The sequence below is a fragment of the Nodosilinea sp. LEGE 07088 genome, from assembly GCF_015207395.1.
GTDB lineage: Bacteria > Cyanobacteriota > Cyanobacteriia > Phormidesmidales > Phormidesmidaceae > Nodosilinea.
In genome coordinates this window covers 1-26,953 of the sequence record NZ_JADEWX010000071.1, presented here as the reverse complement: position 1 = coordinate 26,953, position 26,953 = coordinate 1, and the positions used below count along the sequence as shown (strand labels likewise).

The 26,953-nt window shown below is 56.3% G+C and carries 27 protein-coding genes; 15 read left to right on the top strand and 12 right to left on the bottom strand.

The features are described from left to right. Positions 1 to 162: 162 nt before the first annotated feature. On the bottom strand, positions 163 to 567 hold the full coding sequence (locus IQ254_RS16355) for a hypothetical protein (RefSeq protein ID WP_193967227.1): 405 nt from the start codon (positions 565 to 567) through the stop codon (positions 163 to 165). 182 nt (positions 568 to 749) lie between these two features. On the opposite strand from IQ254_RS16355, the gene IQ254_RS16350 reads away from it, so the two are divergent. Beyond that, complete coding sequence (locus IQ254_RS16350; protein ID WP_193967226.1) at positions 750 to 1,265, top strand: hypothetical protein; 516 nt, start codon at positions 750 to 752, stop codon at positions 1,263 to 1,265. 70 nt (positions 1,266 to 1,335) lie between these two features. On the opposite strand, the gene bchB is transcribed toward IQ254_RS16350, so the two are convergent. The 3 genes from bchB to crtB form a co-directional block, all read right to left on the bottom strand. Next, positions 1,336 to 2,865 (bottom strand): ferredoxin:protochlorophyllide reductase (ATP-dependent) subunit B, encoded by a 1,530-nt coding sequence (gene bchB, locus IQ254_RS16345; protein WP_193967225.1) that lies wholly within the window; start codon positions 2,863 to 2,865, stop codon positions 1,336 to 1,338. Positions 2,866 to 3,046: 181 nt separating this feature from the next. Further along, positions 3,047 to 3,559 carry a thiol-disulfide oxidoreductase DCC family protein gene (locus IQ254_RS16340; protein WP_193967224.1) on the bottom strand — a complete coding sequence of 171 codons (513 nt, stop codon included), beginning with the start codon at positions 3,557 to 3,559 and terminating at the stop codon, positions 3,047 to 3,049. A gap of 118 nt (positions 3,560 to 3,677) precedes the next feature. Then, positions 3,678 to 4,604 carry a 15-cis-phytoene synthase CrtB gene (gene crtB / locus IQ254_RS16335; protein ID WP_193967223.1) on the bottom strand — a complete coding sequence of 309 codons (927 nt, stop codon included), beginning with the start codon at positions 4,602 to 4,604 and terminating at the stop codon, positions 3,678 to 3,680. 486 nt (positions 4,605 to 5,090) lie between these two features. On the opposite strand from crtB, the gene glyA reads away from it, so the two are divergent. Together glyA and IQ254_RS16325 are read left to right on the top strand one after the other, a co-directional pair. After that, positions 5,091 to 6,374 (top strand): serine hydroxymethyltransferase, encoded by a 1,284-nt coding sequence (gene glyA, locus IQ254_RS16330; RefSeq protein ID WP_193967222.1) that lies wholly within the window; start codon positions 5,091 to 5,093, stop codon positions 6,372 to 6,374. Positions 6,375 to 6,657: 283 nt separating this feature from the next. Next, positions 6,658 to 7,716 carry a glycosyltransferase family 4 protein gene (locus IQ254_RS16325; RefSeq protein ID WP_193967221.1) on the top strand — a complete coding sequence of 353 codons (1,059 nt, stop codon included), beginning with the start codon at positions 6,658 to 6,660 and terminating at the stop codon, positions 7,714 to 7,716. Here the strand turns inward: IQ254_RS16325 and IQ254_RS16320 are convergent. Next, positions 7,672 to 9,423, bottom strand: a complete 1,752-nt coding sequence (locus tag IQ254_RS16320; RefSeq protein ID WP_228040792.1) for a glycosyltransferase family 39 protein — start codon at positions 9,421 to 9,423, stop codon at positions 7,672 to 7,674. The two genes, IQ254_RS16325 and IQ254_RS16320, sit on opposite strands and share 45 nt — an antisense overlap. Positions 9,424 to 9,626: 203 nt before the next feature. Between IQ254_RS16320 and IQ254_RS16315 the strand changes: the two genes are divergently transcribed. The 10 genes from IQ254_RS16315 (at position 9,627) to IQ254_RS16275 (ending at position 15,988) form a co-directional block, all read left to right on the top strand. Then, on the top strand, positions 9,627 to 10,895 hold the full coding sequence (locus IQ254_RS16315) for a competence/damage-inducible protein A (RefSeq protein WP_193967230.1): 1,269 nt from the start codon (positions 9,627 to 9,629) through the stop codon (positions 10,893 to 10,895). Positions 10,896 to 11,048: 153 nt separating this feature from the next. Beyond that, positions 11,049 to 11,180 carry a hypothetical protein gene (locus tag IQ254_RS32145; protein WP_255527011.1) on the top strand — a complete coding sequence of 44 codons (132 nt, stop codon included), beginning with the start codon at positions 11,049 to 11,051 and terminating at the stop codon, positions 11,178 to 11,180. Between the two features lie 246 nt (positions 11,181 to 11,426). After that, on the top strand, positions 11,427 to 11,867 hold the full coding sequence (gene aroQ / locus IQ254_RS16310) for a type II 3-dehydroquinate dehydratase (protein ID WP_193967220.1): 441 nt from the start codon (positions 11,427 to 11,429) through the stop codon (positions 11,865 to 11,867). A 139-nt stretch (positions 11,868 to 12,006) separates the two neighbouring features. After that, positions 12,007 to 12,597, top strand: a complete 591-nt coding sequence (locus tag IQ254_RS16305) for a tRNA-(ms[2]io[6]A)-hydroxylase (RefSeq protein ID WP_193967219.1) — start codon at positions 12,007 to 12,009, stop codon at positions 12,595 to 12,597. Between the two features lie 4 nt (positions 12,598 to 12,601). After that, the gene (locus IQ254_RS16300) at positions 12,602 to 13,141 is read left to right on the top strand and encodes a GNAT family N-acetyltransferase (RefSeq protein ID WP_193967218.1); all 540 of its coding nucleotides are present in this window, start codon (positions 12,602 to 12,604) and stop codon (positions 13,139 to 13,141) included. Positions 13,142 to 13,200: 59 nt separating this feature from the next. After that, complete coding sequence (coaD, locus tag IQ254_RS16295) at positions 13,201 to 13,737, top strand: pantetheine-phosphate adenylyltransferase (protein ID WP_228040794.1); 537 nt, start codon at positions 13,201 to 13,203, stop codon at positions 13,735 to 13,737. Next, entirely contained in the window at positions 13,662 to 14,447 is a 786-nt protein-coding gene (locus tag IQ254_RS16290; RefSeq protein ID WP_193967216.1) for a hypothetical protein, read from the top strand. The genes coaD and IQ254_RS16290 overlap by 76 nt, the downstream gene beginning before the upstream one ends. Then, positions 14,444 to 15,070: a Holliday junction branch migration protein RuvA gene (ruvA, locus tag IQ254_RS16285; protein ID WP_193967215.1), complete on the top strand. Its 627-nt coding sequence runs from the start codon at positions 14,444 to 14,446 to the stop codon at positions 15,068 to 15,070. Before IQ254_RS16290 ends, ruvA begins: the two co-directional genes overlap by 4 nt. 92 nt (positions 15,071 to 15,162) lie before the next feature. After that, on the top strand, positions 15,163 to 15,432 hold the full coding sequence (gene rpsO, locus IQ254_RS16280) for a 30S ribosomal protein S15 (protein WP_193967214.1): 270 nt from the start codon (positions 15,163 to 15,165) through the stop codon (positions 15,430 to 15,432). Positions 15,433 to 15,475: 43 nt separating this feature from the next. Continuing rightward, a complete protein-coding gene (locus IQ254_RS16275; protein WP_193967213.1) occupies positions 15,476 to 15,988 on the top strand; it encodes a PAM68 family protein in 513 nt (170 codons plus the stop codon). 10 nt (positions 15,989 to 15,998) lie between these two features. Here the strand turns inward: IQ254_RS16275 and IQ254_RS16270 are convergent, their stop codons facing one another. Then, complete coding sequence (locus IQ254_RS16270) at positions 15,999 to 17,138, bottom strand: hypothetical protein (RefSeq protein ID WP_193967212.1); 1,140 nt, start codon at positions 17,136 to 17,138, stop codon at positions 15,999 to 16,001. Between the two features lie 442 nt (positions 17,139 to 17,580). Between IQ254_RS16270 and IQ254_RS16265 the strand changes: the two genes are divergently transcribed. Continuing rightward, on the top strand, positions 17,581 to 19,020 hold the full coding sequence (locus tag IQ254_RS16265; protein WP_193967211.1) for a S1C family serine protease: 1,440 nt from the start codon (positions 17,581 to 17,583) through the stop codon (positions 19,018 to 19,020). Between the two features lie 191 nt (positions 19,021 to 19,211). Next, positions 19,212 to 19,796 carry a chorismate lyase gene (locus tag IQ254_RS16260; RefSeq protein ID WP_193967229.1) on the top strand — a complete coding sequence of 195 codons (585 nt, stop codon included), beginning with the start codon at positions 19,212 to 19,214 and terminating at the stop codon, positions 19,794 to 19,796. A gap of 9 nt (positions 19,797 to 19,805) precedes the next feature. On the opposite strand, the gene IQ254_RS16255 is transcribed toward IQ254_RS16260, so the two are convergent. From IQ254_RS16255 to IQ254_RS16230, 6 genes are all read right to left on the bottom strand, one after another. Continuing rightward, a complete protein-coding gene (locus tag IQ254_RS16255) occupies positions 19,806 to 20,807 on the bottom strand; it encodes a cation diffusion facilitator family transporter (protein WP_228040789.1) in 1,002 nt (333 codons plus the stop codon). A 43-nt stretch (positions 20,808 to 20,850) separates the two neighbouring features. Continuing rightward, the gene (gene sbcD, locus IQ254_RS16250; protein ID WP_193967210.1) at positions 20,851 to 22,161 is read right to left on the bottom strand and encodes an exonuclease subunit SbcD; all 1,311 of its coding nucleotides are present in this window, start codon (positions 22,159 to 22,161) and stop codon (positions 20,851 to 20,853) included. A 33-nt stretch (positions 22,162 to 22,194) separates the two neighbouring features. Next, positions 22,195 to 23,754 (bottom strand): CPBP family intramembrane glutamic endopeptidase, encoded by a 1,560-nt coding sequence (locus IQ254_RS16245; protein WP_193967209.1) that lies wholly within the window; start codon positions 23,752 to 23,754, stop codon positions 22,195 to 22,197. Positions 23,755 to 23,849: 95 nt separating this feature from the next. Beyond that, positions 23,850 to 24,659 carry a tryptophan-rich sensory protein gene (locus tag IQ254_RS16240; protein ID WP_193967208.1) on the bottom strand — a complete coding sequence of 270 codons (810 nt, stop codon included), beginning with the start codon at positions 24,657 to 24,659 and terminating at the stop codon, positions 23,850 to 23,852. Between the two features lie 80 nt (positions 24,660 to 24,739). Continuing rightward, complete coding sequence (gene recA / locus IQ254_RS16235) at positions 24,740 to 25,807, bottom strand: recombinase RecA (RefSeq protein ID WP_193967207.1); 1,068 nt, start codon at positions 25,805 to 25,807, stop codon at positions 24,740 to 24,742. Positions 25,808 to 26,509: 702 nt separating this feature from the next. Beyond that, positions 26,510 to 26,953, bottom strand: a 444-nt coding sequence (locus IQ254_RS16230) for an AEC family transporter (protein ID WP_193967206.1), incomplete at its 5' end; no start/stop codon positions are given.

Below are 26,953 nucleotides of genomic sequence, written 5' to 3'. Positions count from 1 at the left end.
GGACGTCCTGGCAGGATGAATCCGTGACGGCCCGTTATGCCCCTGCCTAATCGAGCGGTCCAGCCAGGGGGCACTCTCTTTTGAGCTGGCTTTCATTGACATTTAAGATAATCGCTGCTCCCTAGCCTTAAGGAATAGTATACAAACTTGCGCTGTGGAGTACTAGAGACCGGTGCTGGGCGGCTCACGCATTGTCACTGTCCCCTGGTCATAGACTTCTCCGTTGCGCAACAGGGTACAGGGCGATTCCGGTGAGTTGGCAATAAAGAGCGTCCACTGATTTTCGCCCCGAATATTGCTGTAGTTGTAGCCTTCAGGATTAGGCTCACGGTTGGCGGCAGTATCGAGAAAAACGGCCCGATCGGCCCTAGCATAGAGCCGCATGTTAAGTGCTGACGATGGCGCTTCTGGATCACCGCTGCGATAGATATTGGTGGCTACTTTTTCGCCATTGCAGTAGGCAATGGTAAAGTCTGCTTTAACCAGCCCAGGAGCAACTGCTGAAAAAGCAATACCCCCAAGAGCCAAAGCGCCGCAAGCCACCGCCTTTGAATACCAACGAGACATTGGAAACTGCTCCAGTAAAAACGCTAAGCCATCATAGTCCAGACATTCATCTGCGGAAACAGCGTATCAGAATATGGCCGTTAGCAGGTCTGTCTCAGTACCAGCCCGACCCCACCCCTCGGTTAAAAGAGCGCTGATCATCCCCTATGCTGCGAATATGCCTCATCTCAGGTAAGTCAATCATGGTTTTATTCCGTTCCCATCACCCAGCTCAGATTAGGCCCTGGACTCGACTCAGCGCAGTATCAGCGGCCTGCCTTCTGAGTGCTGTAGCCTGCACCACTCCGGTCGAGCTGGTAGATCCTGAAGCCCCAGAGAGCGGAGAGCCCGCTGCCACTATGGACCTGTTCTTTGGCGATGTCGAAAGCCCCGTAGGCGGTACCGTTAAACAGCTGCGCTTGCCTGGGCCCCAAACGGGGGTACTGGTGGCCTGCGACCAGGCAGGGTTTGTACCCTTTGCCTATACCGATATGGGAATGAACTGGGTCGGTTGCCAGGTGCCTAATCCCGGCGACAGCGTGGGGCCTGAGTCTGGTCTAACCGAACCCGTGATTGCGGATGTGCCCAGCCCCGTTGGCGGCACAGTCTCTCAGGTGACAATTCCAGGCCCTCAGAGCGCCATTGTGGTGGTTTGTGAGACTGGCACACCTTTCATGTACCAAGACCAGGGCACCTGGATTGGCTGTCAGGGAGGCTAGGCCGATATTAAACCCGTAGGGGGCTAGCATGCTAGCCCCCTACGGATCGGCAAGTTGTTTAGAGCCAGGGTTATGCCCCTACGGCTTCCTTGGCGGCATAGAGCACCTCGGCGGTGATGCTGCTGATGCCCTGGGACTGGGCAAATTTTTCGGTGTTGCGCTTGACTTTACCGCGCACAAAACCGGGGATCTTTTGCAGCTCCGCCAGACCGTCAGCGCTCCAGTCGAGACCCGCGGCATCGGCGCTCATGGTTTTGGTCAAGACCTCTTTGGTATCGTGACCACCAAAGAACTCCAGCAGGTGATCCTCCATGCCTAAGGTGAAGGAGTTGTAGACCAGGTCAACGATCTGGTTGGCTCCTTCGTAGCCCATGAATGGGCGATACCCGACTGGAAAATTCTGAATATGAATCGGTGCGGCAATCACACCGCAGGGAATATCGAGCCGCTTGCCTACGTGGCGCTCCATTTGGGTGCCAAAGATGGCGGCAGGCTCAAGCTGGGCGATGCGATCGCCAATTTCCCCGTTATCCTCACTGATCAAAATCTCGTCGCAGTACTCGCCCACCTCGGCAGTGAACCAGTCGGCATCGCACTTACAATAGGTGCCCGCTAGCACTACGTGAATACCCATCTCGCGGGCCAGTACCTTGGTCATGGCGGCGGCGTGGGTGCTGTCACCAAACACCACGGCCTTTTTGCCGGTTAGATTCTGACAGTCGATGGAGCGGGAGAACCAGGCGGCCTGGGACACAAACCGGGTCTGTTCGTCGATAAAGTCGTCATAGTTGACCTCAGCTCCCTGCTCATTCAGCACGGCTTGAATCGCACGAATGCAGCGGGCGGTTTCGACAATGCCCATGGGGGTGATATCCACGTAGGGCATGCCCAGCTCATCTTTGAGATATTCAGCCGTGAGCGGCCCCACTTCGCGATAGGGAACCAGATTAAACCAGGCTCGCCCCATGGTTTTAATGTCGTGGACACTGGCCCCCTCGGGCATGACCAGGTTCACCTCAATGCCGAGCTGGGCCATCAGGGTGCGCAGCTCGCGACAGTCGTGGTTGTTGTGGAAGCCCAGGGTAGTCAAACCAATGATATTCACCGAAGGCTGCTCGGTTTTACCTGCGGGCAGGGTGCCCTGCTTGCGGGCTTTGGCGAGGTAGAACTGCACGATCTGCTGTAGGGTGCGATCGGCGGCTTGCAGCTCATTCACCCGGTAGTGGTTGACATCGGCCAGCATGACGTCGCCCTGGGCATCGAGGCTGGCCCGTTGCACAAAGTTAGCTAGATCCTCTTGCAAAATGCTAGAGGTGCAGGTGGGCGTCAACACGATTAGATCGGGGCGCTCTTCTTTGTCTTTGCGCACGATATTATCGACCACCTTCTCTTGGGAGCCGCGCGCTAAGACGTTGCGATCGACAATGCTAGCTGTGACGGGAGTGAAGTCGCGCTCCCGCTCTAGCATCGATCGCATAACGTTGAAATAGTCATCTCCCAATGGCGCATGCATGATCGCGTGTACGTTTTTAAACGAGCTAGCAATGCGCAGGGTGCCAATGTGTGCCGGGCCGGCATACATCCAGTAGGCCAGTTTCATCGGGTGAGTCTCCTTGGTGGCGGTGGTCAGCGTGAGTTTGCCGAAACACCCTGAGCCGCGCGGCCAGTAGACCCATTGCTCTTGATTGTCGTAAAAATAGCCGGAGGTCGGGGATCTCTGAGAGAATTCTTAACCTGCCAAGCGCTCAGAATGTTCCTGCAATAGCCATGCAACCCTGGACTTATATCCGACAGTGACTCTGCGCCGATTTATCTGTCGAATCGCCACAACCCTTGCGCGACAGAGCCTCACGCTCAGCCAGTAGGGTTTTGAGGTTAGGGCGGCCGGTAATCGCCAGTCGCCAGTCAGCCCAAAGACCATAGACCCAGTCCACCAGTCCACCTATGACGGGCCAACCTGTGGGGGCATAGATCCAGCCGATACCCAGCGCCGCGTAGACCTGGCGAAACACCTCTACGTTTGTAATCACCGTGTCATCGGGCAGCACTGCGTGAATGCGCCCCATAGCGGTAGCAAAATCAACCCCACCATTGTCTTCGGCTGCATAGTCAGCAGCGGCAATGTCGGTAAACGCGACTAATCCACGTCCGCCATCTTTTTTTCTCAGGAATTTAACTTCCCGCACACACAGCGGACAGTCGCCATCGTAGAGCAATTTAATTTTCCAGCTGTTTGACCCTTGAGCCACGTCATGGGCCGATGCTGCTGGAGCCGTATGGTTGGGAAGCGTCATAGTATATGAAGATGCAGCAGGCGGAATACATTTAAATATCTACATATATCTTAATAAATATTCTCACCTTCGGCTTGAAAAGGCCACTTGCCTTACACCCCATCAAATTGGTCAAGCGCTAAAGCACCCGAGCTTTGATCAGGGTCTTGGGTAGCGTGATGAGCTTACGCCAAGAAGGAACATAGGCCCGCTGGCTAAACACGTCGTAGCCATTGTCTTCAATCACGTCCAAAATCTGGCGATAGAGCGCTAATGCCGTCCAGACCGGCCAGCGAGCATCTTCACTCAGTAGCCCGATGCCGCTTTCGGCCTCGGCATAGAAGTGCCGCGCTCGCTCAATTTGAGTGGTCATCAGGGCGCACCAGCGATCGTCAACCACACCGGCGATCAAGTCTGCTTCGGTGTAGTCAAAGGCTGCCAAGTCGGCCAAAGGTAAATAAATACGGCCCCGACGTGCATCTTCACCGACATCGCGCAAGATATTGGTGAGCTGGTTGGCAATACCCAGGGCGATCGCATGGGGAATGGGGTCAAGCGCCTGCTGCTTACTCCAGGGAGCCGTTTGGAGCTGGGCATCAACCCCCATCACCGTAGTCGACATCAGGCCTACGGTGCCAGCCACTCGATAGCAATAGAGCTTTAGATCTTCAAATGTCTCGTAGCGAGAACGGTGCAGATCCATCCGTTGACCTGCGATCATGTCGCGAAAGGGTTGAATGTCGAGGGGAAATTGCTCTAGGGTATCGACTAACGCCACATCTTCGTCATCGACCGGGCAACCGGCAAAGATGGACTCCAGCTGAGCTTCCCACCGATCCAACGTTTTTTCGCTGGTGAACTGCGCCTGGGGTCCATCCACCAATTCATCCGTCCGCCGACACCAGACATAGATGGCCCAAATCGCTCGCCGCTTGGCGGGAGCCATCAGCATGGTGCCAGTGTAAAACGTCTTGGAATACTTGGCTGTCACCCGGCGGCACAGCTCATAGGCATCCTCAACGGAGGATAGGGACTGAATGGGGGGAGAATCCGTCAGTTGCAGCATTAATGACCCAAACCTGGAGAATATAAATCTCAAACCGACTACAGGCAATTCTGCTTAACCTAGCCTCTCACAACTGCACCCAACTTTGGCAAAACAGTTGAAATCGGCCTATTCTCCGAAGCAACCCTGTGCCTGCTTTCATCTTAAAGATTATATGTTGCAATCCGTAACATTTGGCCGAAAATTCAGAATCCGATGCTTGTTGATCTAGCCCAGTGCGGCCACAGACCTATCCAATTCAGAGCCAACCCCGATAAGATACATAACTGCACAACAACTGCATAACGAGGCTACCGGTGTCTCCAGGCTGTCAAGGCCTAGTGCAGTAAACCTAACCAAAGCTGAGGTTCTTGCAAAAATTTTTGGTGAGTAGCCACAAGCCATCTGTGGGGAAAGGCACCCTCTCAGCTATTTTGTATCGAGTCCCCTTTGGTTTATCTGTTTCGTCAGTATCTATAGTTCTGTCAATTGTTGGGAGCCTTGCCCGTGCCTCAAACCAATTTTGATCTACTCCAGGAGTCTGACCCGCTGCTCGCTGGCATCGTACAGCGAGAACTGCAACGCCAGCGCGACCACCTAGAGCTCATCGCTAGCGAGAACTTCACTTCGGCAGCGGTGATGGCCGCCCAGGGATCAGTGCTAACCAATAAGTACGCCGAAGGCCTGCCTGGTAAGCGCTACTACGGGGGCTGTGCCGTTGTGGATGAGGCCGAGCAGCTTGCCATCGATCGCGCCAAAGAACTCTTTGGGGCAGCCCACGTCAACGTGCAACCCCACTCGGGTGCCCAGGCTAATTTTGCTGTGTTTCTAGCGCTGCTCAAGCCTGGGGATACCATTTTGGGGATGGATCTCTCCCATGGTGGCCACCTCACCCATGGGTCGCCGGTTAATGTCTCGGGCAAGTGGTTTAAAGTGTGCCAGTACGGCGTCCACCGCGATACTGAGCAGCTCGACTTTGATGCCATTCGGGCGTTAGCGCTAGAGCATCGTCCCAAAATGATTATCTGCGGTTACTCAGCCTACCCCCGCACCATCGAGTTTGAGAAATTTCGTGCGATCGCCGATGAAGTCGGGGCTTATCTATTGGCCGACATTGCCCATATCGCGGGTCTAGTCGCGGCTAACCAGCACCCCAACCCTCTGCCCTACTGCGATGTGGTCACCACCACCACCCACAAAACCCTGCGTGGGCCTCGCGGTGGCATGATTTTGACCCGCGACCCAGAGTTGGGCAAAAAATTCGACAAGGCCGTGTTTCCCGGTAGCCAAGGCGGCCCGCTAGAGCACGTGATCGCCGCCAAGGCCGTGGCCTTTGGCGAGGCCCTCAAGCCCGAGTTTCGCACCTACTCTGCCCAGGTGATTGCCAACGCCAAGCGTCTGGCAGCCCAGCTTCAGCAACGGGGCTTTAAGGTGGTTTCCGATGGCACCGACAACCATCTGGTGCTGGTAGATTTGCGCTCCATTGGCATGACTGGCAAGCGCGCCGATCAATTAGTCAGCACGGTCAACATCACCGCCAACAAAAACACCGTGCCCTACGATCCTGAATCCCCCTTCGTGACCAGTGGGCTGCGTTTGGGCTCGCCCGCTATGACTACGCGGGGCATGGGTGACGCCGAGTTTACCGAAATTGCGGATATCATAGCCGATTGCCTGCTGAACCCCGACGATGCCACCATCGCCGAGCAGTGCAAGCGCCGGGTGGCCGCACTATGCGATCGCTTTCCCCTGTACCCCCACTTAAGCGCTCTGGTACCGGCGCTCATCTAAACCCTCAAACCAGAGGTGCGCTTGCCCTCACCCTAAGAGCGGATAGTCAGCTCCAGGCAATATTGCAGAAATTTAGGGTCACACCTTAATGATCTGTCATAATTGCATGGAGTTTTTGCCTGTTCAGCAAGACTCGGCCTATCCTATGGACTGTTTAAGACCGCAATGATGATTCGACCAGGGCGTTTACCCCGGGTCGAGCTGAAGCCAGTAGGCACTGTAGGATGCTGGGATAGAACCTGGCTAGACAGAGTACAAGGGTCTCCAATTAGGAGGGGTGAGGATGCCGTTCGTTTTCTATCACGTGTTGGCCTTTGGTATCTCCGCTGCGGTGGTACTCTGCACAACACCTATCGTGCGCCGGATAGGCCTTAAGAGTGGGCGGGTAGACCAGCCTGGCGGGCGTAAAGTGCACGACAAGCCCATGGTGCGCTTAGGAGGCATTTCAATCTTTTTAGGCACCCTCCTGGCGCTGCTGTTGGTGTGGTCTCTCGGCGGCTTTATTGACTCCACTGGCGCCTATCTGGCACCCCCCCAGGAGTTTCAAATTTGGGGGGTGACTCTAGGTGGACTAGCCTTTTTTCTCATTGGTCTTACCGATGATCTATTTGGTCTGTCGCCCATCAGTCGTCTATTTATGCAGGCAACCGTAGCCACTATGGCCTGGCACGTAGGTGTCAGCATCGACTTTCTCACCATTCCCTTTTACGGGCTGACGCAGCTGCCTGCCTTGATTAGTCTACCGGTGACGATTATATGGCTGGTCGGCATGGCTAACGCTATCAACTGGATTGACGGCCTCGATGGTTTGGCGTCTGGGGTCTCAGGCATTGCGGCCTTGGTCATGCTGGTGGTGAGTCTTTATATGAATCAACCTGCTGCGGCCCTGATTGCCGCAGCATTGGCGGGCGGTGCGCTGGCGTTTTTACGCTACAACTTCAACCCCGCTAAAATTTTTATGGGCGATGGTGGCGCTTACTTTATGGGCTTTACCCTGGCCGGAGTGGGGGTCATTGGTCTAGTTAAAACCGTCACCACAGCGGCTGTGCTGCTGCCCTACTTAATTTTGGCCGTGCCGATTCTCGATATGTCGGCGGTCATCGTCGATCGCCTGCGGGAAGGCAAATCGCCGTTTGTCGCCGACAAGCGTCACCTCCACCACCGATTGCTCAAAGCCGGCTTATCTCATCGAGTAACGGTGTTATTTATCTACGTCCTGACCCTGTGGGCAGGCACACTGGCATTGGCCTTTGCTGGCGTGCCCAGCGGCCTGGTCTATGCGCTAGCCACTACGGCATTACTCAGCTACACCGGCTGGCGACTCCGCCAACGCACGCGCTGAGGGGCCATAGGGATACTCATAGGCCCGCAGCAGATGATTGGCTCGATAGACGTGAATCGTTTCGGTCACGGCTCCCCCTCGCTTCAGGGAGACCGTGGTGAGGGGGGCAATGTCGTCAAACAGCGGGCGGTAACCGTCGAGAATGGCTTCGTCTTCAGTAAAGCGCTCAAGCGTCATATAGAGTGCGTCTTGGCCAACCCAGTCTCCCGGGTTTAACCAAAAGGCAAAGCCGCGCGGGTCTTGGCTAAAGGTCGTCACTGGCAAATCGACCAGGGGATGAATTGCCATAGCAAAATAGCCCCCTAGATAATATTCGTTGGTAAAGACAAAGCCCACCTCATCCAGCGCTTGGCTAACTGCTGGGGTGCTTTCAAATAAACGCTTCAGTTGGTTTGTATCAATCAGTTCAGTGGAGCCATCCTGCTCGACTGGCACAAGGCCACCAAAGATAGCGTAGGTACTGGGCTGCTGTAGAATACCGAGCCGCAGATGCAGCAGTGCCACCAGGGATAGGGAGGCTAAAAATAACCCCGAGCCCCACAGCCAGCGACGTATCAACCGAGGCCGATGACGCTGCCAGACCAAGGCCTGAGCCGCTAGCAAAATCACCATACCCCAGTACCCAGGGGCAGGCCAAGCGGGCAAAATTTGCTGCTTGCCGCCCAGCAGCGTAAATAGCAGCATAATGGGCAGCGACAACCAGAGAATCAGAGCTTGTCTGTAATGATATTGAGCCTCGCCCCGGCTGAGGCTGGGAGAGAACCAGAACAGCACCTGTTTACCGCTCTGCCGGGCGGCTACCCACCAGAGGGGGAAGCCAAACAGCGGAAACAGATACACAATCGACAGCAGCCAGTAGCCCATCATTTGCCCCAGGCTAAAGCCGCTAGGGCTGGTCGTGCCATCAAACCGCATACCCAGCTGAAAGCGAAAGGAAATCCAGTCGTGCTGGCTGTTCCAGTACCAGAGCGGGGAGAGAGCGATGCCAAAGACAAGCAGGGATAGCATCGTCCAGGGCGATCGCAGCACTGCTCGGTAGGGCCGGTAGGCCACACAAAACCCTACCAAACAGAGGCCCAGCACAAAGCCGTGGTATTTGCTCAACCCGGCCAGGGCCACGGTCAGTCCCAGCAGCACGATGCGCCAGGTCGGCACATAGGTCGCATTAATTAATCCGTAGCGGTTCAGACGACTGTTGGAGGGGAAGAACTCCCAGGCCGCTACCAATAGCGTGGCGCTCCAGAAAAAAATTAGCCCATTGTCGGGCGACGTGAGAATGCCAAAGCCGATCGTGAGCAACGGCATCAGGGTCACAATTGCCAGGGTCATATGCCCTACCGCAGCTGAAAAGAGTCGGGTCGCCGCCAGGTATAGCATCCCCAGGCTGATGCTGTAGAGCCCCAGTGCTCCGAGCCGAATGGTGAATGGAGAAATGACCCCGGTGAGCCACCAGCCGACCCCGGTTGTCAAGGCAACCATAGGCGGGTGGTCAAAGTAGCTCCAGCTGAGGTAGCGGCTGTAGAGGTAGTAGTAGGCCTCATCAAAGCCCGGCAGCATCCACAGGGCAACGATAGTGCGATAGATCAAGCCGCCTAGCAGTAGGGCCAGCAGCCCTTGGGTCCAGCCAGATTTGCGATCGCCCCCGAAAACAGAGGGTTGACCATCGCCCCCAAGCGTCGATCGTTGACCATCGCTCCAACCTGCCATAGAGCTTTCTCCCATTGAAAATCAATCGATGGAACGGACTAAATGGGCCAAACAGGCTTTTCCTGGCTACCCTGCAATGGCCATAATGACACTATTGCGCCCCGGTGATCGCGGCGGCGTCGCTTCTTTAGCCCTAAGGATGTTCCATGAGCCAGAGCCCCGACCCTAAATTTTCAGAGGCCGAGCCTCTGGCGTCAGCTCCCTTGCATGCAGAAGTTATCTGTGTCGGTACCGAGCTGCTGCTGGGGGATATTCTCAATAGCAACGCCCAGTTTTTGGCTAAAGAGCTAGCAGCATTGGGCATCGCCCACTATTACCAGACCGTGGTGGGCGATAACCCCGCTCGCATTCAGCAAGTGGTCACCACCGCCCAGGATCGATGCGCACAACAGTCTGCTCAGACATCGCAACTGCTCCTGTTCACCGGCGGCCTGGGCCCGACCCCTGACGATCTCACCCTAGAGACGTTAGCTGATTTCTTTGGTGCCCCCTTGGTCGAGTACCCGGCCCTATTGGCCGATATCGAAGCTAAATTTACGGCCCGGGGGCGTACCATGCCCCCTAGCAACCGAAAACAGGCCTTGCTACCGGAGGGGGCGAGGGTACTGCCCAACTCCCAGGGCACCGCCCCAGGTATTATCTGGTCACCCCGCCCCCGGCTCACGTTGATGACATTTCCTGGCGTACCCCGAGAGATGCAGGCCATGTGGCGAGAAACCGCTGTACCTTACCTGCATGACCAGGGCTGGGTTACCGCCACCATCGTCAGCCGTATGCTGCGGTTTTGGGGTATTAGCGAGTCGGCTCTAGCCGAGCGAGTAGCCCCCTACCTCAGCCAGGGCAACCCCACCGTTGCCCCCTACGCCAGCAAAGGCGAAGCGAAACTGCGCATTAGCGTGCGAGCAGACTCCCCCTCCATAGCCTGGGCAAAAATCCAGCCCGTAGAGGCCGGCATTCGTGCCTTAGTTGGCGATGATTGCTACGGAGCCGACGACGATTCTTTAGCTTCGGTGGTCGGTAACTTACTGCTGCAACGACAACAAACTCTGGCCGTCGCCGAGTCTTGTACCGGTGGCGGCTTAGGACAGTTGCTGACTACCATCGCGGGCAGCTCGGCTTACTTCTACGGCGGGGTTATTGCTTACGACAATCGGGTGAAAATAAATTTACTGCAGGTCGATAGCACCGTCTTGGCCGAGCAGGGTGCCGTCAGCGCCACGGTAGCTGAACAAATGGCCCTGGGGGTGAAAGCACTTCTGCAAACCGACTGGGCTTTGAGTATTACTGGTATTGCTGGGCCGATGGGGGGTACCCCGACTAAGCCCGTGGGATTGGTTTACATTGGCCTAGCTACCCCCAGCGGAGAGGTCATGAGCTACCGGCACGAGTTTTCTGGCTACCGAGGGCGCGACTGGGTACGCCAGCTCAGTAGTCTCTCGGCTCTCGACGGCCTGCGGCGCAACCTACTGTAACCGTGATGATATTGATCATTTCTTGCAATTGGCTATTTCCCTTCAATTGGCTATTATGTAATTATGGATAAATGCAGACCCCATATCGGGCGTTGAGTCCGTTTAGGCAAGAGCAGCCGGGGTAGCGTGTGCCAGTAAGGAGTTTTGCCCTAAATGGATTACATCGAAAAGGCTCTCGAAAAACTGCGTGAATGGGTTGATAGAGTCATTGAAGCTCTGCTAGGGCCCGAGGTTCAAGGTGAACCCGACCTCATTCCCATTCCGGTTGAAGAACCTCGTCGCTAAAGCGCTTTCAACCGCTGCTTATTTTCATCCCTGCTTGCATTCGGCAATTGTGTTGATTGCGAAAGTTTAGGGCGATGCTTGGTGTGATGCATAGTCGAAAAAGAGGTTTGAATGCTCGGTATGGCTTCCTCTAGTACTCGAAGGCTGAAATGTGTCCACCGTTCCGGATCGCTTGGCTCCCTAGCCCTAAGAAATAGTATCTAAACTTGCGCCGTGGAGTACTAGGGTGTCAGAGGGAACAATTCTTTGATTAAGCTACAGGTAATTCACGGCCCCAATCTCAACCTGTTGGGTCTACGGGAGCCAGCTATCTACGGTAATCAAACCTTGGCTGACATTGAGCAGACCCTAGTGGCTGAAGCTGAGATGTTGGCAGCTACGCTTTCCTGTTTTCAATCCAATAGTGAAGGAGCTTTGGTCGATTGCATTCAGGCAACTTTTGGTCAAAAGGATGGGATTTTGATCAATCCTGGGGCCTATACCCACACTAGCGTGGCTATTCGAGATGCGATCGCAGCGGTGGGCATCCCAACGGTAGAAGTGCACCTCAGCAACATTCACCAGCGCGAGGCTTTTCGCCATCATTCCTACATTGCGGCAGTTGCTGTCGGTCAGATATGTGGCTTTGGGGCCGACAGCTATCGTTTGGGCTTACAGGCACTCGTGCGCCATCTCAAGGGTTGTTAGGCACTCATACCGGTGGAATTGCGCCCGAGGGTGATCATTGAGTTAGCATTCAAGATGCTGAGCCGCTAAATTGGCATGACCCCCACGGGCACCTGGGCTTGGCAACGCATCAATTCCATCAAGCTGCTGCTGTGATGCTATGGCTACTGCCACGGTTAAATTTCTGCAAACGCCGACATCCGCAGCCTGGGTTGAACAGGCCCTGGCTAACCTGGATATCATTTTGCTCGACCACGCCCAGTGTGAGCGCAAGGCCGCTGGCGTCGCCCTCAGCCTGATTAACCGCTACCCATCTGACCGAGAACTGGTTCAATCGCTCACCGCGATCGCCCAGGAGGAGTTGGCCCACTTCGCCCAGGTCAATCAGTGGCTAGAACGTCGTGGCATTCCGCTGGGGCCGTTGCCACCGCCTCCCTACGGAGCAGCCCTGCGCCAGCAGGTACGGTCGGTCGAGCCCCATCGCCAGCTCGATATCCTGCTGGTCTCGGCCCTGATCGAAGCCCGCAGCCACGAGCGCCTGGGCTTGCTAGCCCAGCACTGCCTCGATCCGGCGTTGGCCCAGTTTTATCGCAGCCTCATGGTCTCGGAAGCCCGCCACTATGGAGCCTACTGGATACTGGCCACAGGCCGGTTCCCCTCGGGCGAGGTGGCCGATCGCCTCGGGCAACTGGCTACTGCTGAGAGCGCTATTTTGGCTAGTCTGCATACTCAACCCCGGATTCACAGCTAGACCCATGCCCCTAGAACACCGCAGCACCTTTGGCCCCTACCTGATTCGCAGTTGGCAACCCAGCGATCGCGATGCCGCCGCTAACTTAATTGCCCAGGTGCTGCAAGAGTACAGCCTCACCTGTGAGCCAACAGCGAGCGATCGCGATGCCCAAGAGGTCGAAGCCTGCTACTGGGAGACTGGCGGCGAGTTTTGGGTGGTAGAGGCGGCAGGCAAGGTGGTCGGTACAGTCGGCTATCGGCCTACTCACCGGGGCGATCGCCCCCAGAAGCACGATCGCCATCGTGCTGTAGAGCTGCGCAAAATGTATCTCCTGCCCCAGGCACGCGGGCAGGGTTTAGGGCGCTACCTGCTGACCACGGTAGAAGCTGCCATTCGCCAACGGGGCTTTGATCAAATTTGGCTCGAAACCGCCTCAGTGCTGAAGGCAGCCGTCAGACTCTACGAAGCCAACGGCTATAAACCGACCAGTGGAGTGGAGACGGCGCGATGCGATCGCGTCTATTGCAAGCGGCTCACTGCCACGGCATCCTCGACAACCTAGGCTCTGCACCCAGCCATAATTTAGCTATAATCGCCACATTCACACTGGGAGGGTCTATTTTGATTGCCATTTACCCCGGCAGTTTTGACCCCATTACCCTGGGCCATGTCGACATTATTACTCGTGGCAGTCGGTTGTTTGAGCGGGTGATTGTATTGGTGTCGAGTAACCCTAACAAGGTACCCATGTTTTCGACCAGCCAGCGCATCAACCAAATTGAGAAATCGGTGGGTCATCTCGGCAATGTCGAGATCGATCAGTACGACGGTCTTACCATTACCTATGCTCGCCAGCGCCACGCTCGGGTATTGCTACGAGGGCTACGAGTGCTCTCCGATTTCGAAAAAGAGCTGCAAATGGCGCATACTAATAAAACCTTGGCCGACGATATCGAAACCCTTTTTCTCTCAACCTCCACAGAATATGGATTTCTCAGCAGTAGTCTGGTCAAAGAAATTGCCCGCTTTGGCGGCCCCATTGACCACCTTGTTCCCCATCATGTAGCGCGAGACGTTTGCCAATGCTACGCCCAGACCCAGCCCACCCCAATGCCCAACTCCGCAGCGCCAGCACCCAGACCAATGGATTGCCAGTAGGGGCCATTGACGGTGGGTCAGCGCTGCCTAACCCCGACGATATCGACATCCAGCAAGAGCTCAACAAACTGGAAGAACTGATCCTCGCGAGTCCGCGGGTTCCCTTTAGTGGGCGCACTCTGATCGACGAAGACCAGCTACTCGACCAGCTCGATGCCATTCGCCTGAACCTGCCTCCGGCCTTTAGGCAGGCCGTGCAGATTTTGCAGCAGCGCAACACGCTGATGGCCGAAGCCGAGCGCTATGCCCAGGATTTGATCGCAGCCGCAGAGCAGGAGGCTGCCCAAATGCTTGACGAGCTTGGCATTGTGCACCAGGCCGAGCAAATGGCCAAGCAGATCAAAGGCCAAACTCAGCAGGAGTGTGATGGACTTCGTACCCAGGTGCTGGGGGATATCGAGCAAATGCAGCTCCAGGCCCAGCGAGAATGGGAGGCTCTGCGCCAAAAGGCCCTAGCCGAACAAGATATGATTCAGCAAGAAGCCGACGGCTATGCTGATCAAGTGCTCTCTAACGTAGAGCAGCAGCTCTCTCAAATGCTGCACATTATTCAAAACGGTCGCAATCACCTCAAACCTGCCCTCGACGCGCCAGCGTCGGTTCCAGTGCCCCAGCGCCCCAAGGGCAGTAAGGGAGCTCCCTATAGCAAGGGTTCGGAACCCCGACCCGAGCGTTCCCGTTCTCCTCAAAAGCCTGATACCAGTTCATGATCAGCTACCTCAAGGGAGTACTGGCCGATCTGCAAAAACCCGGCAACCACAAAATCATCGTCACCCTGGATGTCAACCAGATCGGTTATGACATGCAGGTGCCGGCTCGCCAGCTATCCCTGCTGCCGTCCCTGGGCGAGGTGGTGCAGCTCTTTACTCACCTCTACTTTCGCGATGATCAAGCCGTGCTCTTTGGCTTTGGCCAGCGCCAAGAACGTGACCTATTTCGCCTCTTGATTAGCGTCAGCGGCATTGGCCCCCAGATGGCGCTGGCCCTGATTGACACCCTGGGCCAGGCCGAACTCACCCAAGCCGTCGTCAGTGGCAACACCCGACTGCTGTCTCGCACACCGGGCGTGGGAACTAAAACCGCCGAACGGCTCGTCCTAGAGCTGAAGGCTAAACTACAAGACTGGCAAACTCAGTCGGGGATAGGGCTGATGCCCACCGCCGCACCGGCCCCCAACCTCTATGAAGAAGTTGAAGCCACCCTCAGTGCCCTGGGCTACGGGCAGAGCGAGATTCTCCAAGCGCTTCAAGCGGTAGGGCGAAACTCGACGCTGCAAAAGACGGCAGACCCAGAAAGCTGGGTGCGAGATGCGATCGCATGGCTGAGTCAATAGATTCTCTCAAGGTGGATGGTGGCCCGCCCTGCCATGCTATATTGATTAATCCTGGCTCAAAAAACTATCCTTCTAGAGAAGTTGACTTTCCCATGACTCTGTTGCAAGCGCGCAAGCAGGAACTCATTTCCGACTATCAGGTGCATGACACCGACACCGGCTCCGCCGATGTACAGATTGCTATGCTCACTGACCGCATCAATCAGCTCAGTGCTCACCTGCAAAAGAACAAAAAAGACTACTCATCTCGCCGTGGTCTACTCAAGATGATTGGCCACCGCAAGCGCTTAATGGCCTATCTACAAAAGCAAGATTCCGAGCGTTACCGAGCCCTGATCAAAAAGCTTGGTATCCGCGGCTAGATCACCTCCTAGTCCCAGCGTTTGTTGTCACCATGTAGCTTCTATGGCTCCCGAATCCTCTTCTCGTCAGCGTCTGCCCTTTGAGCCAGGGGGGAAGGGTTCTAGCAAGGCTACCGCTGAACAAAAATCATCGGCAAAATCAACCTCTAAATCAGCTAGAACCAAGCAAAAAGCAGCTTCACCCAAACAAAAAACCACTAGTGCTGCCAAACGGGATCAGCCCGCTGATAAGTCTGCCAGCGCTGCCATTCCGGAAGCCGTGAGTAGTCGTATGCTGCGCCGTATGCTGACGTTCTCTGGCATTCCTACAGCTATGGGGATAATCACATTCTTTGTGAGTTATTACCTAGTAGTCAATCAGGTGGTGGAGCTACCGTCTTACTTTGTATTGCTGGTCACCCTGGGCTGTTTTGGCCTGGGTGTTGTGGGGCTTACCTACGGCGTGCTGTCGGCGTCGTGGGACGAAGATCGTCCAGGTAGCCTAGTGGGGCTCGATGAGTTTCGGGTCAACTTTGGTCGAATGACCAGCGCTTGGGGCACTAAGTCAGAGCGCTAGGCTGTGTCGGTTACTCTGTGTTCTCTGATAACCGCTTGATTTCTTCAAGTTCTTTTTCCATAGTTTTGAGCAGTTCACTCAGCTCTGCTAAGTTGCGAGCCGAGGGCGATTTGGGTACGAGTGATTGACGAGCGCGCTCTCGAATTTCGATGATGCGTTTTTGCAGGGTTTGAGCTACGCCTAGAGCATCTTCGCCCAGTTGTTTGAGCTGCTGTCGCTGATAAAACGTGAGGGCAGCTCCCCGCAATACCTGGAGTGTCGCTTCTTCACCATGGTTGCCTACTGTCAGACGCAGACGTAGCAATACGCGATCGCCCTTGTACAGACGTTCAATATCAACCTGCTTGGTTTGAGTGGTGGGTAGCAGCGGCAGATGATGCAGCCGCTTGAGCTCATTGATCACGCCCTGAAACTGATCGAGGCTCAACGCTTTCAGCACCGCCTGCACGACACCATCTTTGCTCCATAACACCCGACCATGGGTCGAGCCCCGCTCAAAAAATAGCCGCCCAATGCCGGAGGTAAGCACTTGGCTGAGCAGCGCCTGAGTCAACTCAGGCGGAGGTAAGTAAGGGAGACGCTGGAGAGGAACCTGGGTGACGGCAGCGTCAAACGCAAATGCCAATGGCGGCTCCGCTACCATTGGCGACGTCTCCGCCCCTGAGCTAGGGGCTAAAAGATGAGTAGGGTTGGTGGTCGGCGGGGCGAGGCTCTCGGTTTGAAGAATCTCAGGACTATCGACGATAAATGTGAGCAACTCTTCTCGGGGGCTGGGGCCCTGGGGTATTTGGGCAGAGCGAGTTTGAGTTTTGGCACGAGCCGTATGGCTCAAGTACTTAGACAGCACTTTGCGCTGCCAATCAGAGGTTACAGGCCACGACACGACCGAGCAGTGAATAAACGAAACCTGTTTGCGGGCATAATCCATGGCCACGGTATCAGTGGGGTGAACCATACCTAGATGTAAGCAGCTTGACTCTACCGAAAGAGGAATAATTTCATGGTAAAGACAGGCTTCAAAAGGCAAAATACTGTCGATCAAAGAAATCATCTGAGCGACATTCAACCGACCATCAACTGCCTCATTACCGCTTATCCAGTCGAGGGCAGCCAGATCGGTTGATGGTACTTTGGAATTCGGATCGGGCATGAACCTGACCATTTAGGAGCAATCGTAACTCAATCCTACGTTGCGCAGAGCTGGAACTAAACTTTCAAGCTCGATCTGTTACGCTGCGCAAGCAGTAGATTTCGTCAAAAACTTATTGCCGAGCCATAACCTTGGTGATGGCTGCACCCATCGACAGCCATATTTTAATCAAAACAGCATTGACTGCGTGCACCACTGTGATCTTCTGCCTAGATCGATCAGGGCTGCGGTCTCCCAGCCAATATCCAGCCAATATCCCTACGCCCGCCGCAGGCTCAAGGGTAAATCCAAGTCTCGTGCCTGTGGGCAAAGTGGCTCGTGACTCAGCTCGATCTAAGGACGGCAATATATCCTGACAATAGGGGCAGACTAGGTAGATATTAGGTATCAGGCATCGCCCCAGACTAGTAAATACTGAGATTTAAAGGCACATCTAAGAGCTATGGCAAAGGCGGCATTCCAACGGTTGGCAGCGGGGTCGTTGATAGTAGGAACGCTGCTCGGGGGCTTACCGCTCAGCGGCACCTTCGGTCTCAAAACCTTAGGGTTACCTCCGGCCCAGGCTCAGTCATCTGTTGACGAGGCTACGACGATCCGAGTGTACGAACAGGTGAGCCCAGCCGTGGTGGCTGTCAATACACGCGGCGGCGGCGGTAGCGGCACTATTATTGATGCCAGCGGTCTCGTCCTCACCAACGCCCATGTGGTTGGCGCTGACCGGGTGGTAACTATCCGCCTCGCCGATGGCCGTACCTTTGAGGGCGACGTAGTCGGCTACGGACAGGATCGGCTAGATCTAGCTGCGGTACAGCTACGAGGTAACCCCAATGGCTTGCCTACGGTGACCATTGCGCCGCCTAACTCGGTGCGCGTCGGTCAGGGTGCCTTTGCTATTGGCAGCCCCTTTGGCTTACAGGGTACGCTCACCGTGGGTATTATTAGCCGCATTGACCCGGAACGTAACTTAATTCAGACTGATGCCGCGATCAACCCCGGCAACTCGGGCGGGCCATTACTCAACAGCAGCGGTCAGCTAATTGGTGTCAACACCTCGATTTTTACGACCGGCAACAGTGGTGGCAATGTGGGCATTGGGTTTGCCATTCCCACCAATGCGGTGCAGACCTTTTTGGCTTCAGTACGCGCAGGTACAGCGACCGTTTCTTCTTCGGCTAACCGGAGCCGCCGTGCTCCTACCCCGATCGACGTGGGGGCCACGACCGAGGGTCAGCTCGATGGCGCCAGTAACACATTGCCCGACGGCAGCTTATACAACCCCTATAGGTTTGAAGGGCAGGCCGGACAAACCATTACCATCGACATGACCAGCCAGGACATTGACCCGTACCTGATTTTGCTGGCCGATGGTCGCGAGGAATTTTCTATCCAAGACGATGACAGCGGCGGTGGTCTGAATGCGCGCATTTCGGTGCAACTGCCCTTTAGCGGGTCGTACATTGTGTTAGCCAATGCCCTAGCCCAGGGAGAGTCGGGCCGCTATCAACTCCGCCTCAGCCAGAATGGAGCTGGTGCAGCTGCACCAGCTCCAGGGGGCGATACCTCGGGAAGTGCTATTGTGCGACAGCAGGGTAGTTTAGGGCCGGGCGATCTCACCCTACGAGATGGGTCATTCTTTCAAGAATTTACGTTTCAGGGTCAGGCTGGGCAGGAAGTAACGGTTCGCCTGGAGAGTCCTGACTTTGACACCTACTTGATTGTGCTCGATGAAGACCGCAACCGGATTGGCGAAAACGATGACATCAATACCAACACCACTAACTCAGAAGTGGCCGTCCGGCTACCTCGCAACGGTCTATACAGGGTATTAGTAAACAGCTATCAGCGGGGCGGCCAGGGGCGTTTTCTGCTGACAGTAGAGTAATGCTCTAGGTGGGGTTTGCCCAGCAGGCTCGCCGACCATCATGGTCAAAATTTCGACCTGACTGACTGTAGGTCGCGCTAATTCTTGGGATTTGGCTGGAAAGGAGAATGGTGTCGCGATAGCATAGAGATAGGACGTGAATTTTTGTAACACCCTTGACCTCTGCCCTACAGCCCATTCTTGATCCAGCGATGCCCGGCAGCTGGCACGCTCTCAGCCCTCGTTGGCAGGCCGGTCAGCCCACGGTGCAAAAGGGGCTACCCCACGACCAACTGGCACCCGCCTGGCAAATCTTGCTGTTGGGGGATGGATCACCTACGCGTCACCTGCAGCTCCTAACCCGCGATCGCACTGAGGTTGATGTCATCGACATGTCGCCCGTGGGCATGGATCTCGACGGTGCCCCAGATATTATTCGAGTCGTGCCCGGCCCTCGCCTGCGCCGTCAGGTGTGGCTGCGGACAGCTTCGGGGCAACGGCTCGCCTACGCGGCTTCCTGGTGGGAGGCCAGCCATGTCGATGAGTATCTGCAAAATAAATCGCTGCCCATTTGGGCTAGCCTGACCCGCCTGCGCACGGAGCTCTACCGCGATATTCAGGGCCTCTACTACGGTGACTCTGCCGCGCTAGAAGATGCCTTCGACCAGGCTGGCCCTTTTTGGGGTAGACACTACCTGTTTTGGCACCGGGGCAAACCCCTGACGCTGATCTACGAAGTCTTTTCACCCTACCTGACGCGATATTTGGGGCCGATGCAGAATGGGCCGGGAGCGTAGAGATTTTCGTTAGGCCCAGTCGTTGCCACCGTTTGAGGAGGGCGGCAAATAGTTCGGCATCCCTGGTTCTGCAAAAATGTCCTGGTGAGGGCGGGCGGGGTCAACCCAGACCTGGGTGCGCAGGGGGCCGTAGCGGTGGCGCAAGAGGGCGTCGATCTGCTCACCGATCGCCTCTGCCGACTCGGTAAACTCTGGGTGCAGCACCAGGTGAATCTCTACCCATACCTGGCGACCGACCATGCCCCGAGAGCGAATGCGCGTACAGCGGGTCACCCCCTCCACCTGGGTGGCAATGTGGGCAATGGCTTCGGGGGCGATCGCGGTGGGGCGTAACAGCATGGGGAGCTGCTCGTTGAGCACCCGCCACAGACTCCGACCGACCAGCGGTAGCAGCAGCAGCGCAAACACTGGATCCAGCCAGCGCTGACCTTGCCAAATGGCCAGCAGCACTCCCACCATGACAATACTCAGCCAGGCATCGGCTAAGAAGTGCTTGGTGTTGAGCTTGAGAGCCTGGCTACTCAGGCTGCGGGCTTGGTAGCTGGCATAGATACCCAGGGCGATATTGAGAATCACCATGGCCGCCGTAAACCGCAGCACCTGAGGATCGATCAAGACCGGAAAGGGGTCATTGGCCCCGGTTAGACCGCTAAAAATCTGTCGCAGGGCGATGAACAGCAAGCTCACCCCGGTAAACCCTAAAAACGCGCACAACATTAGTGTGCCCGCCACTTCGGCCCGCCCGTGACCCCACACTTCGCGGCCCATTTGCCGCTGAGGTGATGTAACCGCCACCAGACTCAGCACAGTGCTAAACCCATCGACTAGGGTGTGCAATGACTCAGCTAGTAGCGTCAGCGACTGGTTGGCCCATCCACCAATTGCCTCCACCGCCAGCAGCAGCAGGGTGGCCCACAGGGTCGTTAGCAGCAGGCGATAGCTAATGCGGCGTTGGTACTCGCCCTCATTCATGGGCCGACAGGTTTCCACTGGCTCAAGGTCTGGGCTCAATGGTACTGCAAGGGACGGTCGTGCAAGCGGTTACGTCGCAATGCTAAAGCAAACGCAGTTGCTGGACAGTTTCTTCGAGGGCGAGGTGATCCATATCGTCAAGGTCGAGATCGGTGTCATCGACGGGCACATCGACCCCCGTTTCATCGGCCAGCAGCGCAGTAGCTGCGGTCATCATGCTCTGGGCGATATCGCCTAAGTCGTCACGATTATCGAGGTAGGTGCTGAGCGCAGCCAAGGGGTCGAGGGTGCTGTCGGTACCCAGTTCAGGCAGGCGACTGCGGCTCATCTGGGTTTTGGTCTCAGGCTGAAGGCTGTAGGTGTGGGCGGCAGCCAGCGCTGTTTCGAGGGCCGACTGGTCGATCAGATCGACCTGATCGGCACGCAGGGTATAGAGGCAGCGCACCACCGCATCGGTAATATCGACCTTGGCAATGGCCTGTATCAGAGCCTGCTGGGGGGTGTCGGCCCCGGTGAGATCGACCTGAATAGTTTTGAATGGGCGCACCGGCAGCGGGCAAAACTCGGCTTCGGTGTGGTGAGGCCCAATCTGCACCAGCAGGTAGCCCTTAGTCTCAGACTCTTCGCTAAAGTCTACCCGCTCAATGCTGCCGGGGTAGATCATCAGGGGCTGTTCGCAGAGTACCTGGTGGCGGTGCACATGGCCCAGGGCCACATAGTTAAAGCAGGGGCGGGCCAGCATGGCCATGGGAATAGTAAAGCCACGCCCTACGGCCAGGAACCTTTCGGCCCCGTAGCTAGCGGTATCGACCATGGCGTGGGCCAGCAAAATGGCGGGTATCTCGGGGTCGAGGCGGCGAATTTCTCCTTCCAGAGCTACCCGCAGCCGATCTAAGAGCACCTCGTTGACCTGGGCCATGGAGAGCCCTTCGGTTTCGGGTCGGGTGAGCAGGGTAGATTTGGTCAGCCAGGGCAGCGTCACAATCTGCACCGGGCCATGGCGAGTTTCAATGCGGTGGGTTTCGAGGCGATCGCCTACGACCACATCGGGTACGCCCAGGGTGCGATAGATCGAGAGGCTAGCGCCCCCTAACCCCTGGGCGTGCTGATCGTGGTTGCCTACCAGCAGCACCGTCGGAATCCCCGCCGCTGACAGCCGACAAAACTGGCCTGCCAGGGCCTGCTGTACCAGGGGCGGAGGGGTGGCGTCGGGGAAGGCATCGCCGCCAAACAGCACCAGGTCAACCGATGCCTCTAGGGCGTGATCGATGCATCGGGTGAGGGCTGCAATAAAGTCTTCGAGGCGGGTATTAAGGCCGGTGTCGGGGTTGAGACGACCGTGGGTAAACCCGCTGCCCATATGGATGTCAGACAGGTGGAGCAAGGTAATCATGGAGCTATGATAGCTTTCCTTAGTTCAAACGATCTATCCTCCCAAAATAAATAGCCCGAGCATGGTGGCGCTGTTCCAGGCGCTGTGGAGCACCATGGGGGAGATCAGGTTGCGCGATCGCGTATACACAAACCCCAAAATTGCCCCCAACAGCGTCAGTGGCAGCACCTCCGAGAGACTCAGGTGGGCCGTCGCAAAAATCAAAGCGCTGACTACAATTGACCACCCCACCGACAAATATCGCGTCAGCGACGGTAGCAAAAAGCCGCGAAACAAAATCTCTTCAAAGATGGGAGCTGCCACCGCTGCCGTTAGAAAAAACACCATCAGAGCTACCCCGTCTTGCTCTTCGAGTACGGTTTGCAGCAGCGGGTTGCTGCCCCCTTGCCCCTGCCAGATTTGCTGGTTGAGTAACGCTACGCCAAACATCAGCGGCAGGGCCACAAAGTAGCCCCCGACCCCCCACAGCAGGCCCGCACCCGTGAGTCGAATCCGAAACAGCTGCTTCGGTACCGGACGATAGGCGCGAATCGACCACCACAGCACTCCGAGAGACCCCGCCGCCATCAGCAGGTAGTAGACCAGTGAGAAAATAGCTCGCCCACGACTGCTCAAGCTACTGCCACTCAAGCCCAGGCTGCCTAACACCAGCGGCAGCAAGATTTGCCCTACAAAAAAGAACCCCAAAATGAGCACCTGCCAGATCGTTTCCCCCGTCCAGGGAATGTCCCAGCCGCGATCGGCATTTTGCCGCAGCACCGATCGGCTCCCCTGCAGCACTCGCTGAGCCCCGAGACCCACAATCAGCCCCAACCCAACTACGGCTCCCAATGCCGGCATGGTCGCCACTAGAGCCAGCTTGACCAGCTTATTCTGCGCCGTATATTGCTCCAGATCTTGCAGCTTAGTGCGATCGATGGCTGTGCCCTGGAGTTGGTAAAACTGGCCCAGAGCCCGGTATTGAAACCAGCCATCGAGGGACGTTTGCAGCCAAACCCTATCCTCAGGGGTAACTGGGTTGTCTTGCCACAGCCGAATGAGCGTGTCTGCTGTGCGCAGGTCGGGGGCCGTAGCGGTATCGCTGTCGCGCACCCGATTCCAGCGGGCAATGGCAGCTTCGGGATTGCCCTGATACGCCTCCATCAGCCCTAAACGCAGATCGAGGCGCTGCACCAGTCTTTCTTGTTGAGTGAGGGCGGTTTGCAGCCGCCGCGCCAGAGGCTTACCCGCGTTAGCTTCATCGGCTAAACCATCCACTGGCGTGGTTGTCTGACTGCGCCACTGGGCCATTCCTGCGGTAGCTTTTGCCCGCACCTCTTCGTACTGTGCTTTAGCGGTGGCAACGGGGTCTTTGCCGAGCAAACCCGTACGGATGGTAGCCCACTGGTCGTCGGGTAACCCAGCTCCCTGCCAAGCGCTCCCTTCTAGCAGCAGATCGGTTTGATAGAGCTGAAGCTGGCTGGCCACCTGGGGCTCGTTCCAACTGCTGAGCAGCGATTGTATGAGCACCAGCCCCACCAGAGCCGTCACAATGATGAGAAAAAGCCGTTTAAGCGACAGCCAGGGCTGCATTGAGTTGGGTTCAGAGGTCATGGGCCGCGATTTAAAGGTCGGTAGCGAAAAACACTATCTCCCCATTATTCCACTGAGCTTGCTCGATGGTGGGCGGCGGCAACTCTGGCCAGAGATTAAGATCGCCGGGGCCAACCAACGTTGACCCAAATCAACCAGGCTACTAGCACCCCCGCAACGGTGAGTGAGACCAATCGAATGATGGAGATATCGCTCTGGCGCACTGCGATCGCCACCAAAGCCCAGACAAACACGAGGATAAATGCTGTATCGCCGCGCTGGTAAACCACGACTTCACCGAGTAAAGCCGCCACCACAATCATGATCACCGTCCAGGCCACGGGAGATAGCCCCCACCCAGCCCAGTTAGCAGCGTAGAGCGCCGAAGCAACATTGACGATGGTCGCCACCGCTATCCAGCCCAGGTAAAGGCTAAAGGGAATGTCAGCCATCCAGCGACGCCGTCGTGACACCCGATTGTTGGCGATCGACTGTCTACCGTTGCGACCGATATTCAGCGTCAAATAAATGCCGATGAGGAGGGCCAATAGCCCTGCCATCGCCACCACCGACCAGGCAAACTGCTGTAGAGAAAACAGCCAAATCCAGATTGATTGCACCACGCAAGCCCCAATCACCAGTTGGTTGACCCGTTGGAGCTGTCCATCTTGCCGCCGTTGGGGATGAAATTGGTAAATTCCGTAGGCGAACAACCCCAAATAAATCAGGCCCCAGATCGCAAAAGCATAGTTAGCCGGGGTAATCAACACGCCTGCCAGCACGGTATTGGCAATTTCTCCCACATTTTGGCCCCCAGGCGGAAATCGGTTGAATAGGGTGTTAAACACCACCGAACCAACGATCGCGATCGCGGTGGCAACGGCTAGACCCAGGCCAGACTGAGCACGATTTCGGGAATTATCCATAGGGCTATGGTAATGGGCGCAGTTCTATCCTCCCCTGCCCCCTGCCAAAGCGCCACTATCTCGGGTCAGAGCTGGCTCTGCTACGCTTCATCTTCCAGCAAGACGTCGGCATCGTCGTCGGGTTCCTCGACCACAACCGCAGCCCCGTTGATGGCCAGCTTCTCGCGCACCTGGATCTCGACCTGGGCCGCAAATTCTGCATCTTCAAGCAGTCGCTGCACCGTGTTATCACGGCCCTGGCCGATATTATCGCCCTCGTAGCTGTACCAAGCACCTCGACGAGTGATCACCTCGGTTTGCTCGGCCAGATCGACCAGACAACCCATCGTTGAAATGCCCTGACCAAAGAGAATGTCAAACTCTGCGATGCGAAAAGGCGGTGCCACCTTATTTTTAGCGACTTTAACCTTGGCCCGAATCCCATACTCTTCGGTACCCTTTTTCAGCGTTTGAATGCGGCGAATATCCAACCGTACCGAGGCGTAGAACTTGAGGGCATTGCCCCCGGTGGTGACCTCTGGATTGCCGTAGGAGATGCCAATTTTTTGCCGCAGCTGATTGAGAAAAATCACCGTACACTGGGATTTACCAATACTGCCGGTAATTTTTCGGAGCGCCTGACTCATGAGGCGAGCCTGAAGGCCGACGTGGGCATCGCCCATTTCGCCTTCAATCTCGGCCCGAGGCACCAGAGCTGCCACCGAGTCAATCACAACGACATCGACCGCCGCCGATCGCACTAGCTGATCGACCACCTCCAAACCCATCTCCCCGGTGTCGGGCTGCGACACCAGCAGCTCGTCGATATTTACCCCCAGGGCCTTGGCGTAGACCGGGTCGAGAGCGTGCTCAGCATCGACAAAGGCAGCCACCCCACCCGCCTTCTGCACCTCAGCCAGGGCGTGCAGGGCGACGGTGGTTTTACCCGAGCTTTCGGGGCCATAGATCTCAATCACGCGACCCTTGGGCAACCCGCCCCCGAGGGCCAGATCGAGGGTCAGAGCCCCAGTTGGAATCGTCTCAACTGTCATGCGGCTGGCTTCCCCCAAGCGCATGATCGCCCCTTTGCCAAAGTTGCGCTCAATCTGGTTGAGCACCATGGAAAGCGCCTTTTGCTTTTCGGTGACGTCGTTACGTTTAGATGCCATAGCTGCCTGGAGAAAAATCACACGGATAGAAAGGTAGGCGCTGAGGGCAGCAGCCCAACAGCTGCCCTTAGTAAACCCCACATCAGTCGAAAATTGTAGCTGCCTTTTGGAAAAGGCATGCTGCGCCAACCTCAACCAACATGCACTGCCCTCGTTTCAATATAATAGTACAATTGAACCAAATTAGATACCCCGATGAACCAGGTGCTGAAACCATCAGCATCCTGGTCGGACAACTTATAGCGTTGTGCAAGTGCAACAAGTACACTCTGTTCCCTGTCACCTACTACTCCCTGTTCCCTGTTCCCTGTTCCCTGTTCCCTTTGGACTGTACTTAAGCAACACGAATAAGGCTGTAGTTGGACAATTTTGGGTGTCAGGGCAGGGTGAGTAAGCAATTACGACATATGGATGCTTAGACATTTATAAAACGACCAGGCTAGAAATTGCGACGCTGCTGAATAACGGTATGAATTTGGGTAAGGGCGTAGGCATAGCCAAGCCAGAGGCTTTATGGCCATTCGCCCCCTACCGGGGATAGCTGATTTTTGATTCATACCTGCACCCAGCAATCCCGAAATTGCCAGGTGTCGGGCAAGCTCATTGCCTGCAATCGGCTTGCCCTCAACTAGGCAGGGCAAACGTCGTTTTCCCCTACAAGACTACTGACCAAAATCCAAAATCGCCAATCCAAAATCGGTCTTACTGGCTGCTCAGCCACAGCACCACTGGCAGCGTAAACAGGCTGAGAAAGGTTGAAAGCACGATGGTGCGGGCTACCCGAGTGCGATCGCCCCCCAGCTCCGTCACCCAAATCAGCGAGTTTACCGCCACGGGCATGGCCGCCTGGAGCACGACCACCTGGCGATCGAGCCCCTGTAGGCCCAGTCCAGAGGCAAGACCGTAGGCCAGCAGCGGCGACACCACCAGCCGCAGCCCTGCCCCCAGCAGCTCATGGCGGCCAAACACCAGCGGCGTGCGGGCCAGCTGTATGCCCAAAGTCAGCAGCGCCAGGGGAATCGCCCCCTGCCCCAAAATGGTGATGCCCCGCTCAATGGGCACCGGAAACCCCCCACTGGCAGCCTGGAGGCCAATGCCCACCATGGCCGCCCAAAACACCGGTAGCCGCAGGGTAAACTGCACCCC

Bases quoted from the DNA above. Each gene is read 5' to 3' on its own strand.
- IQ254_RS16355 (WP_193967227.1), bottom strand. From the start codon at position 567: ATGTCTCGTTGGTATTCAAAGGCGGTGGCTTGCGGCGCTTTGGCTCTT.
- IQ254_RS16350 (WP_193967226.1), top strand. From the start codon at position 750: ATGGTTTTATTCCGTTCCCATCACCCAGCTCAGATTAGGCCCTGGACT.
- bchB (WP_193967225.1), bottom strand. From the start codon at position 2,865: ATGAAACTGGCCTACTGGATGTATGCCGGCCCGGCACACATTGGCACC.
- IQ254_RS16340 (WP_193967224.1), bottom strand. From the start codon at position 3,559: ATGACGCTTCCCAACCATACGGCTCCAGCAGCATCGGCCCATGACGTG.
- crtB (WP_193967223.1), bottom strand. From the start codon at position 4,604: ATGCTGCAACTGACGGATTCTCCCCCCATTCAGTCCCTATCCTCCGTT.
- IQ254_RS16325 (WP_193967221.1), top strand. From the start codon at position 6,658: ATGCCGTTCGTTTTCTATCACGTGTTGGCCTTTGGTATCTCCGCTGCG.
- IQ254_RS16320 (WP_228040792.1), bottom strand. From the start codon at position 9,423: ATGGCAGGTTGGAGCGATGGTCAACGATCGACGCTTGGGGGCGATGGT.
- IQ254_RS32145 (WP_255527011.1), top strand. From the start codon at position 11,049: ATGGATTACATCGAAAAGGCTCTCGAAAAACTGCGTGAATGGGTTGAT.
- IQ254_RS16305 (WP_193967219.1), top strand. From the start codon at position 12,007: ATGGCTACTGCCACGGTTAAATTTCTGCAAACGCCGACATCCGCAGCC.
- IQ254_RS16300 (WP_193967218.1), top strand. From the start codon at position 12,602: ATGCCCCTAGAACACCGCAGCACCTTTGGCCCCTACCTGATTCGCAGT.
- IQ254_RS16290 (WP_193967216.1), top strand. From the start codon at position 13,662: ATGCTACGCCCAGACCCAGCCCACCCCAATGCCCAACTCCGCAGCGCC.
- ruvA (WP_193967215.1), top strand. From the start codon at position 14,444: ATGATCAGCTACCTCAAGGGAGTACTGGCCGATCTGCAAAAACCCGGC.
- rpsO (WP_193967214.1), top strand. From the start codon at position 15,163: ATGACTCTGTTGCAAGCGCGCAAGCAGGAACTCATTTCCGACTATCAG.
- IQ254_RS16275 (WP_193967213.1), top strand. From the start codon at position 15,476: ATGGCTCCCGAATCCTCTTCTCGTCAGCGTCTGCCCTTTGAGCCAGGG.
- IQ254_RS16270 (WP_193967212.1), bottom strand. From the start codon at position 17,138: ATGCCCGATCCGAATTCCAAAGTACCATCAACCGATCTGGCTGCCCTC.
- IQ254_RS16265 (WP_193967211.1), top strand. From the start codon at position 17,581: ATGGCAAAGGCGGCATTCCAACGGTTGGCAGCGGGGTCGTTGATAGTA.
- IQ254_RS16260 (WP_193967229.1), top strand. From the start codon at position 19,212: ATGCCCGGCAGCTGGCACGCTCTCAGCCCTCGTTGGCAGGCCGGTCAG.
- sbcD (WP_193967210.1), bottom strand. From the start codon at position 22,161: ATGATTACCTTGCTCCACCTGTCTGACATCCATATGGGCAGCGGGTTT.
- IQ254_RS16245 (WP_193967209.1), bottom strand. From the start codon at position 23,754: ATGACCTCTGAACCCAACTCAATGCAGCCCTGGCTGTCGCTTAAACGG.
- IQ254_RS16240 (WP_193967208.1), bottom strand. From the start codon at position 24,659: ATGGATAATTCCCGAAATCGTGCTCAGTCTGGCCTGGGTCTAGCCGTT.
- recA (WP_193967207.1), bottom strand. From the start codon at position 25,807: ATGGCATCTAAACGTAACGACGTCACCGAAAAGCAAAAGGCGCTTTCC.